Here is a 9,951-nt window from a genome sequence, read left to right on the forward strand (position 1 = left end):
TAATTATTATTAGAAAAATATTATAATTTTTGATAGAAAACAAAGACTCGATACGAATATATAGGTGAAGGAGGCTAAGATGCGTGAAGAAAAAATAATAAAGGGCATCAAAAAAAGAAATGAAAAAGCCTTAAAGATTTTTATCGACACCTACGGCCCAGTTATGAAGGCATCTATTTATAAGGTATTAACCTTCAACGAAAATATAAGAATGGAAGTCCTAAATGACAGCGTCCTAGCTGTTTGGGATAATATAGATTCCTTTGATCCTAAAAGATCAAGCTTTAAGAACTGGTGCGCAGGTGTAGCAAGATATAAGGCCATAGATGCCCTTAGAAAAGAAATCAGGCACAAAAGTGTGGATTTCGATGAAGTAGAAAATTATATAGAGGACGAAGCTGAAATTTACTTAGACGAAACAGATGAGATTCTAAAGGTCCTAGACGAAAAGGACCGAGAAATTTTTAGGAAATTATTTATAGAAGGCTACTCCTACGATGACCTGGCAAAAATCTACAACCTATCAAAGCCAGCTCTCTACAACAGGGTGGCTAGGGGCAAGAAGAAAATAAGAAAGGAAATTCGAGATGAAAGATGTTTATGATAAGATAAATGACCTAGACTTTGAAACTGACGAATTTAAATTAAATGATATAGAAAAGGAGAAATTATATATGACAGCAAAATCCTACAAGAAAAAATCAAAGAAAAAATATATAGCAGTTGCAGCAGCCCTCCTTCTTGTGGCAGGACTTACAATGCCTCCTGTAAGGGCAGAGGTTTCTAAGGCCTTCACAGATATGAAAGTTTCAATGATGGAAACAATAGGAGCAAGTCCAGAATCCTACAAGTATGTAACAGAGCTTCACAAACCAATAGAAATAGGTGACGAATCTATTATTCTTGAAAATCTTGTAATCGAAGATGACAAGGTCTACTCAACTATTCTAATGGATCCAAAGGGAAGAAGTATTGAAGAATCAAGTGAAACACCTAGTATCTACAAAGTTGTGATAAACGGTGAGACTTACAAGGCTTGGGGAGCAGGAGGTTCAAAAGGAATGTCAGATGACGGCAAGGCCTTTGTTTCTGAATCTATGACAACATTCGACAAGACTTTCCCAGAACTAGACCAGGCAGATATTGACCTATACATTGGGAGTGGCTTTTCAAATGAAATTGTCTCCATCAAAGCAAGCTCTAATATAGTAAATAAAGACAATAAAGTATTAGCAAAAAATTACAAATTAGAAAACGGTGGAAACATCAAATTAATGAAAATAAACCCAATAGCTATGACAGCTGTAATTGAAGGATTAGATTCAAACTATGATTATCAAATCAAAGGTGTTGACCAAGAAGGCAAAGAAGTCTCCCTAGACCTAAGAACAGTCTCTGATGGAGTGTCAACCTTCAAATACAATTCAACATTCTCAGACCTAAGCCTAGATGAAATAAAAGATGGTAGAGAAATAAAATTTACCCTATTAGGAGCAAAATTAAATGAATCCTCAGGCAAATTAACTAACGATAACTACGAAAAAATCGCAGAATTTACTCTTTCTGCCAAATAAATCAACTTCAAAAAAGTAGGTGAGAAAATCACCTGCTTTTTAAAGTTCACTTTCGACCATCTTGTATGATTCATAAAATAAAATTGCTGATGCTAGACCTACTAGGACTATAAATCTAATATCATGGCTTATAGCGATACTATATAGCTATGGCATTTAAAAATGTCGCTAGGTAATACATGTAAGTATCTTTTTTGGGAAGGTTTCCTAGATAAGTTCCTATTTTTCTATCAAGTCTGATACCAAGATGTTTTTGATAGAGGAAAAAAATTAAGGACCAGATTAGAAAAATCGCAAAGAAATACCAGCTTTGATAGACTTTTATGGTATAAACTGAAGCCATAATCAAAACCCACATCCCTATTAGAAAGCCTAAATAAATTCGCTTTTCTTTGTTAGAAAGATTCCTTGCCATCTTTTTCCTCTCTTTTTCCTTTTTTATATTTATACCCAGTTTTTCCATAAAAAAAGGAGGATCCTCTCCTCCAATTTATAAAATCTTTATAGCTTTATCAGTTTTCTTTAGTCTTCCTCTTTTTTATATGATCCTTAATTTCAGACCTATTTAAAGATAAGTAGACTATGAGGGCAAAAATCATATCTTTTAAGCTTGGTAGGTCTTTAGTTGTTAGGCATAGTTTTAGAACACAATATGTCATAGTAAAGACTATAAATTCAAAGATGTAGTAGGAGATAATCCTATCTTTGAAAAAATTACTAGCCTTAACCCTATCTAAGAACCTGTCATAAACAAGATAATATAAAAGGCAAGTTATTAACAGGGCCAAAAGGTTAAAAATCCAGATATGATTATCAAAATAATCTTTAATATTATCTAAAATTAACATATTTACCTTATTCTATGTTCAGATCTTTGAATATTACCGTATATATCTGACTTTACTCTAGTTTATAATGTAAGGCGCCCATCACCATTTTTGTCTAAACTTTTTGCCGCTTGATAACCATCAGCAACTCCAGTTATACTACCAAGATTGACAAGCGCACTTACAAGTTTTGCGCTTATATTAGTGAACATTCCTATAGTAGCACCCAAAGAGTTAAGTAATGCAAATTCAAGAATCCTTCCTCCCGTCTCTACACTAATAGAGCCAATATTTCTCCACGGTTTCCATGTAGGGTAAGTATAAAATTTAGGCCTATTATCTCTACTCAAAAAGTTTATTATGTTTTCATTTTCTTTGTCTTTTGAATTAGGGTTATACGACTTATTTATAATAGTAATAACTGGGTCACCATTTTCATCTTTATCCACAATAATCTCACGATCAGAAGACGTGTTATAAATATAATCTGCCTCAGAATTTGTACTCTCACTTCCATAAGCATATACATTGATGTTGCCAAATAAACAAGCAACAATCATTAAGGCAATAAACTTTTTCAACATAAACAACCTCCTATTTCTATAATTATTCTAGTATAACACAAGGTATTAATTTAATCAAATAAATTGAAATATTTCTTAGCAATATCTATATTTCTATTATAACTTCAACCTGCTCTTCTAGGACGTCTTTGTTGTGTTTTGTCTCTGAGGAATATGCGAAGATTAGACCTTCGTCTTCTATTTCTAATTTCTTTTTGATAAGATTTATGTGTTGTTGGATTTGGCTTTTTTTGATTTTATCATACTTTGTTGCAATTACAAAGCCCATGAAACCCGAATCAATAATCCAATCATACATTTGCTTATCTAGGGCTGTTGGCTCGTGGCGAATATCTACTATAAGAAATACTTCCTTGAGGTTTTCCCTATCGTGGAGGTATTCGTTAATAAGCTTATCCCATTTAGCCTTTTCTGCCTTAGATACTTTTGCAAAGCCGTAGCCAGGCAAATCTACCAGCCTAAAGCTATCATTTACCCTGTAGAAATTGATAGTCCTAGTTTTGCCTGGTTTTGAGCTTGTTTTAGCGAGGGCCTTCCTATTAGAAAATGAATTTATAAAGGAAGACTTGCCGACATTGGACCTGCCTACAAAGGCGATTTCATCAAGATTATCATTTGGCCACTGAGACTTAAAACCTGCTACCTGCTCGAGTTCTATTTTTTTAATTTTCATATGAGGGCTCTTTCTATGACTTCAGATACGTTTGAAACAGGGATAAAGTTTATCTTGTCCCTGATTTCCTTGTCAATATCTTCTGTATCTCTCTCGTTATCCTTTGGTATAATCACGTTTTTGATTCCGTAGGCGTAGGCTGCGAGGGCCTTTTCCTTAAGTCCGCCAATTGCAAGAACATCACCTGTAATTGTGACTTCACCTGTCATAGCTAGGTTGTTTTTAACCTTTCTGCCTGTTAGGGCTGAAGTGATGGCGGTTGTCATTGTTATACCTGCAGATGGTCCGTCTTTTGGGGTTGCCCCTTCTGGAACGTGAACGTGGATGTCCTTATCTTCGTAGAACTTATCTTTAATTCCAAGCTTGTCAGCATTTGATCTGATATAGACTATGGCAGCTTGGCCAGATTCTTTCATGACATCTCCAAGAGATCCTGTAAATTCGACATTACCCTTACCTTCCATAACATTTGCTTCTACAGTTAGCATAGTCCCGCCAACAGAAGTCCAGGCAAGGCCATTTACAACACCGATTTTTTCCTCTTTTGAAATGTGGTCGTCAATAAATTTCTCGCGGCCTAGGTATTTTGAGTAATTTTGCATGGTTACTCTTACGGTCTTCTTACCTTCAAGGATTTCCTTTACTGACCTACGACAAATCTTACCTATTAGCCTTTCAAGCTCTCTTACACCTGCTTCTCTGGTATAGGACTTGATGATTTTTTCTAAGACATTATCTGATATAGAAAACTCATCTTTGCTTAGGCCGGCATCGGCCATTTGCTTTCTTACTAGGTATTTCTTAGCTATATTTAATTTCTCACTTGGAGTATAACCTGATAATTCTATTACTTCTAGCCTATCAAAAAGGGCATCTGGAATGGCGTTGATATCATTTGCTGTGGTTAGGAAAAATACATCTGATAGGTCAAAGGGTATATCGAGGTATCTGTCGATAAATTTATCATTTTGCTCTGGGTCAAGGACTTCAAGTAAAGCAGATGATGGGTCTCCCCTAAAATCTGATCCTAGTTTATCAATCTCATCTAATAGAAATACTGGGTTCTTGACTCCTATGCGGTTGATATTTGCAATCACCCTACCTGCCATGGCTCCAACATAGGTTCTCCTGTGGCCTCTAATTTCTGATTCATCAGTCACTCCACCCAGTCTCATTGATACAAATTCACGATTTAGGGCACGGGCAACAGATTTGGCTATGGAAGTCTTGCCCACTCCTGGAGGTCCAACAAGGCAAATTATAGATCCCTTTACAGTTTTATTTTTTATCTTAACTCCTATTGATTCTAAGATCCTTTCCTTAACGTCTTTTAGGCCGTAGTGGTCTTCGTCTAAAATTTCTGTAGCTTTCTTGATATCAAGACTTTCCTTAGATTTTTTATTCCATGGAAGGCCCACTACAAAGTCAAGGTAGGAAGAAATAACCCCGTAGTCTGGGCTCATTTCTGGTATGGTATCTAGCCTATCAAGGTCTTTTTCTAAAGATTTTCTCGATTCTTTATCAAACTTAATCTTTTTTATCTTTTTCCTAAGTTCGTCAACCTCATTTTCACCCTGGCCTGTAGTTGAGGCAAGCTCTTTTTTTAGAACATCCATCTTTTCCCTTAGGTAGTATTCCTTTTGGGATTGGTTGATGTTTTCGGTGACTTCTTTTTCTATTTCTGCACCTAGGTTTTTTAGTTCTATTTCTTTATTTATTATCCTATGAACAAGCTCCATCCTCTCCTTAGCATCAAAGCTAGAAAGAACTTCATAATATTCCTTTGGAGCAAGGTCTAGGTGGTAGCAGATTAGGTCTACTAGCCTGTGGTAGTTTTCAAGTTCTGTCATACCGTAGGCGATCTCATCCATGATGTCATCGTTTATATTGGCATAAGACCTAAAATCTTTTACTAAAAGCTTTCTTAGAGCTTCAAGCTCGTCTGTTTTTTCTTCATTTTCTTCTATATATTCATATTTTTCAATCTCACACCTTAAGAAACCTTCAGCTACATGGAGTTTTTTGACCTTGCCAAGACCTGTAGCCTGGACAAATACCCTTATGTCTCCATTAGGAAGGGGGAAGGTTTCCTTGATTTCAGCTACTATACCTACCTCGTAGAGGCCGTCTTCTTTTGGATTGTCATCAAAGATATCAAGCTGGTTTACCAAAAAAAGTTCTTCGTTATTTAGCTTGGCGTTTTCTACAGCGTTTTTTGATATAGATCTTGATGAGTCAAAATTGAGCATAGTAGTAGGCATTACCCAGTAGCCCCTCAGTGGGATTAGGGGTAAATTTACCTCACTTATCTTATATACTTCTTTCATTTTTCCTCTTTCGTTATAAAAAGGGAAATGACTTGCATTCCCCTTTTACAATTATTTCTTCACGTATTTTAATTTACTATGGTCATCGATAGATTCTTTTGTCACAATTACTTCTTTGATTTCATCTCTGGATGGGATTTCATACATCACATCTAAGAGAAGATTTTCAATAATTGTCCTAAGACCCCTGGCCCCTGTTTTTTGATCATAGGCTTTTTTTGCAATCTCAGCTATGGCATCATCGTCAAAGCTTAGCTTTACATCATCTAGATCAAAAAGCTTTTGGTATTGTTTGATTAGGGAGTTTTTAGGCTCCTTTAAAATCTTTACAAGAGCATCTTCGTCTAAGGCATCAAGACTAACTATAATTGGAACCCTACCTATAAACTCTGGTATTAGACCAAACTTTAATAAGTCTTCGGTATTTACCATGGATAGGTCTGTTGTTTGTCTTTTTGTAATATCTGCCCCAAAACCAATGGTCTTATCCATTTGTCTTTGGTTTATGATATCTCCTATGCCTTCAAAGGCCCCACCTAGGATAAATAAAATATTTGTTGTATCTACCCTGATATATTCTTGAGATGGGTGTTTTCTACCACCTTGGGGTGGTACATTGGCCTCAGTTCCCTCTATAAGTTTTAGAAGGGCTTGTTGGACACCTTCCCCGCTTACATCACGAGTTATAGATGGGTTTTCACTCTTTCTAGTTATCTTATCTATCTCATCAACATAGATTATACCAAGTTCTGCTGCTTCAATGTCATAGTCAGCTGCTTGGACTAATTTTAGGATTATATTTTCTACATCCTCACCCACATATCCTGCTTCAGTAAGGCTTGTAGCATCTGCAATGGCAAATGGAACATTAAGCTTTCTGGCAAGAGTTTGAGCAAGGAGAGTCTTACCTGATCCTGTTGGTCCAAGCATTAAAATATTTGATTTTTGTAATTCAACATCTGAATCTTCTTCATTGCTGGTGATTCTTTTGTAGTGGTTATAGACTGCCACAGATAGGGTTTTTTTGGCATCTTCTTGGCCTATGACATAATTATCTAGGTAGGCCTTGATGTCCTTTGGTTTAGATAGGTCAAAATCAAAGTCAAAACCTTCGACAAGTCCCTTATCTTCCTTGATAATCTCAGAGCAAAGCTCAACGCATTCGTTACAGATATAACCATCTGCTCCTGCTATTATCCTTTTTACCTGGCTTGCATCCTTACCACAAAAAGAACATCTTACCGTACTTTTTTCCTTATTAGCCATTTTTACTTATTACTTTCTATAACTTTATCTATTAGGCCGTATTTTAGGGCCTCTTCTGCTGACATGGAAAAGTCTCTGTCTGTATCTCTTTCTATAATTTCTAGGTCCTTGCCTGTATTTTCTGATAAAATCCTATTTAGGTTTGATTTTATCTTTAGAATTTGTTCAGCTTGGATAACTATATCTGATGCTTGACCTTGGGCTCCGCCTGATGGTTGGTGGATCATTATATTGGAGTTTGGTAGGGAAAATCTCTTACCCTTGGCTCCTGATGATAACAACACAGCTCCCATTGATGCTGCCTGGCCAATACATATTGTAGATACATCTGGTTTTATATAGTTCATTGTGTCATAGATTGCAAGACCACTTGTTACAACTCCACCTGGAGAGTTGATATAAAAGTGGATATCCTTATTTGGATCTTCGCTTTCTAAGAAAAGTAGTTGGGCAATTATTATATCGCTTACTTCATCACGCACTTCTCCAGATAGGAAGATTATCCTATCTTTAAGAAGTCTTGAATATATATCGTAGGCTCTTTCGCCTCTATTTGTCTGTTCAACAACAGTTGGTACTAAATAATTTTTAGCTAACACTGTGTCTCCTTTCTGGGAAATCCCCTTGGAAACTGCCGTATTTTAGTCTTCTTTAACCTCTTCAGATTCTTCATTTGAGTTTTCTTCTACAAATTTGTGATATTCTTCGTGAGGAAGAGCCTTTGCTTTTGATGCAAGAAGTTCTACAGCTTTTCTTCTCTTGATGTTTTCTACTAGGGTATCATCTGATACGTTTTTAGCAAAGATTTCTTTGAATTTTTCAAGATCATCTATGCCGTAGTTTTTAGCAGTTTCTTGTAGTTCTTTTTCTTTTTCTTCGTCACTTACTTCGATATTTTCTTTATTAGCTACTTCATCGATTACAAGGTTAGCTTTAACTCTAGCTTCTGCTTGAGCTCTGTATTGGTCACGGATTTGGTTGATATCCATTCCTGTAAGCTCGATATATTGGCTTAGGGTAAGTCCCATGCCTTGAAGTCTTTGGTCAAGATTTTGTAATTCGTAGTCAATTTCTCTATTTACCATGCTTGCTGGAGCTGAAACTTCAGATTTTTCTACTAGAGCTTCTACTGCTTGGTTTTCTCTCATATTTTGAGCATATTCTTTTTTATCGTCAGCTAGTTTTTCTCTTAGATTATCTTTAAGCTCTTCTAGAGTGTCATATTCTGAAATATCTTTGGCGAATTCGTCGTCAAGTTCTGGAAGTTGTTTTTCTGTGATAGAATTAAGTTCAACAACAAATTTAGCGTCTTTACCTTGGAATTCTTGAGCTTGGTAATCTTCTGGGAAGGTTACGTTTACGTCAAACTTATCGCCTACTTCATGACCTATTATTTGATCTTCAAAGCCAGTAATAAAGGTGTTTGAACCGATTACAAGGTCATAATCTTCTGCTTTTCCGCCTTCAAATCTTTCTCCATCAAGGTAGCCGTCAAAGTCGATATTTACCTTATCGTCTGCCTTTACAGGTCTGTCTGTAATTTCAACAAGTCTTGCGTTTTCTTCAAGTTGTCTGTCAAGTTCTGATTTTATATCTTCGTCAGTTACTTCTTCTGAAACTTCTTCTATCACAAGCTCGTCGTAGTTACCAAGAACTGGGTGTGGTTTTGTTTCTACTTCTACCTTGAAAGTGATGTCCTTACCTTCTTCGATATCGTCAAGGTCAACAGATGGTTGGTCGATTACTTCAAGACCTAATTCTTCCACTGCCTTTTCATATGGCTCAGGGAATACTATTTGGATAGCATCATCATAGAAGATTTCTGGACCATACATTTTCTCAAGAACTCTTCTTGGAACGTGTCCTGGTCTAAAACCGTCTATTCTATATCTCTTTTTATTTCTCTTATATACTGTGTCAGTTGCTTTTTTAAAGTCATCATAAGCGACGTCAAATTCAAACTTCGCTATATTATTTTCGTGTGATTTTAATTCTGTCATTTCTTCCTCCGTGTACTTTTCTACTCATTGAAATAATATACTACTCATAAGTCTACCTATCAAGCTTTTCTCCTAGATTTCTAGCTAGGGTAAGCAAAATATCCCTATTATTTGTTAAATTTTCATCAAAGACTGCTCTTTCAATTTCATTTAAAATCTTTCCTATAAGGGGGCCTTCCTTATAGCCAAGCTTTATTAAATCACTACCATCTATGGCAAGGTCTTTTCTTGAAAGGGGTGGTTTTCTTTCTAAAATCTCTTTTAATAAAGCCCTAGCATTTTCTATATTTGATATATCTGTATGGACTGTAGCAAGGATATCTGCCCCTTGTAGGTCAAATAATCTTCTTAAATTTTCTTCTCCAATTCTTCTTAAAAGCCTTGCCACAGATTTTTCTGTATAGGTATTAGACGCGTCCATATGGCGAGATACTAAAATGCTTACATCTGTTATAAGCTTTTTAGGATATTTTAAATATTTAAGCCTTTTTTCTGCGAGCTTTTGAGAAATTTTTTGGTGGCCAAAAAACCTACCCTTACCGTCTTCATCTAGAAAAAAAGTAGAGGGCTTACCTGTATCATGAAAAAGAGCGGCAAGCCTTGTTGGTAAGTCTCTTTTTGTCGAGTCTAGGGCCTTAAGACTATGGTCAAAACAGTCTAGGTAATGGTGGGGCGAATGTTGGTTAAAACCAACCATGGC

11 protein-coding genes are annotated in these 9,951 nt (G+C 36.0%); 2 read left to right on the forward strand and 9 right to left on the reverse strand.

The window, feature by feature from the left end:
- Positions 1-79 precede the first annotated feature (79 nt).
- Entirely contained in the window at positions 80-604 is a 525-nt protein-coding gene (locus tag Q0410_RS03190; RefSeq protein ID WP_299032760.1) for a sigma-70 family RNA polymerase sigma factor, read from the forward strand.
- On the forward strand, positions 588-1,574 hold the full coding sequence (locus Q0410_RS03195; protein WP_299032762.1) for a hypothetical protein: 987 nt from the start codon (positions 588-590) through the stop codon (positions 1,572-1,574). Before Q0410_RS03190 ends, Q0410_RS03195 begins: the two co-directional genes overlap by 17 nt.
- 139 nt (positions 1,575-1,713) lie before the next feature.
- Here the strand turns inward: Q0410_RS03195 and Q0410_RS03200 are convergent, their stop codons facing one another.
- From Q0410_RS03200 to Q0410_RS03240, 9 genes are all read right to left on the reverse strand, one after another.
- A complete protein-coding gene (locus Q0410_RS03200; protein WP_299032764.1) occupies positions 1,714-1,989 on the reverse strand; it encodes a hypothetical protein in 276 nt (91 codons plus the stop codon).
- 97 nt (positions 1,990-2,086) lie between these two features.
- Positions 2,087-2,422 (reverse strand): hypothetical protein, encoded by a 336-nt coding sequence (locus Q0410_RS03205; protein ID WP_299032765.1) that lies wholly within the window; start codon positions 2,420-2,422, stop codon positions 2,087-2,089.
- Between the two features lie 62 nt (positions 2,423-2,484).
- Positions 2,485-2,985 (reverse strand): hypothetical protein, encoded by a 501-nt coding sequence (locus tag Q0410_RS03210; RefSeq protein ID WP_299032766.1) that lies wholly within the window; start codon positions 2,983-2,985, stop codon positions 2,485-2,487.
- An 85-nt stretch (positions 2,986-3,070) separates the two neighbouring features.
- Positions 3,071-3,658 (reverse strand): ribosome biogenesis GTP-binding protein YihA/YsxC, encoded by a 588-nt coding sequence (gene yihA, locus Q0410_RS03215; protein WP_299032768.1) that lies wholly within the window; start codon positions 3,656-3,658, stop codon positions 3,071-3,073.
- On the reverse strand, positions 3,655-5,985 hold the full coding sequence (gene lon / locus Q0410_RS03220) for an endopeptidase La (RefSeq protein ID WP_299032770.1): 2,331 nt from the start codon (positions 5,983-5,985) through the stop codon (positions 3,655-3,657). The genes yihA and lon overlap by 4 nt, the downstream gene beginning before the upstream one ends.
- Positions 5,986-6,036: 51 nt before the next feature.
- Entirely contained in the window at positions 6,037-7,251 is a 1,215-nt protein-coding gene (gene clpX / locus Q0410_RS03225) for an ATP-dependent Clp protease ATP-binding subunit ClpX (protein ID WP_299032772.1), read from the reverse strand.
- A gap of 2 nt (positions 7,252-7,253) precedes the next feature.
- The gene (clpP, locus tag Q0410_RS03230; RefSeq protein ID WP_299032774.1) at positions 7,254-7,850 is read right to left on the reverse strand and encodes an ATP-dependent Clp endopeptidase proteolytic subunit ClpP; all 597 of its coding nucleotides are present in this window, start codon (positions 7,848-7,850) and stop codon (positions 7,254-7,256) included.
- A 42-nt stretch (positions 7,851-7,892) separates the two neighbouring features.
- The gene (tig, locus tag Q0410_RS03235; RefSeq protein ID WP_299032776.1) at positions 7,893-9,251 is read right to left on the reverse strand and encodes a trigger factor; all 1,359 of its coding nucleotides are present in this window, start codon (positions 9,249-9,251) and stop codon (positions 7,893-7,895) included.
- A 52-nt stretch (positions 9,252-9,303) separates the two neighbouring features.
- Positions 9,304-9,951: HD domain-containing protein (locus Q0410_RS03240; RefSeq protein WP_299032778.1), on the reverse strand; the 648-nt coding region annotated here is incomplete at its 5' end.

This window comes from uncultured Anaerococcus sp. (genome assembly GCF_937934665.1).
GTDB lineage: Bacteria > Bacillota > Clostridia > Tissierellales > Peptoniphilaceae > Anaerococcus.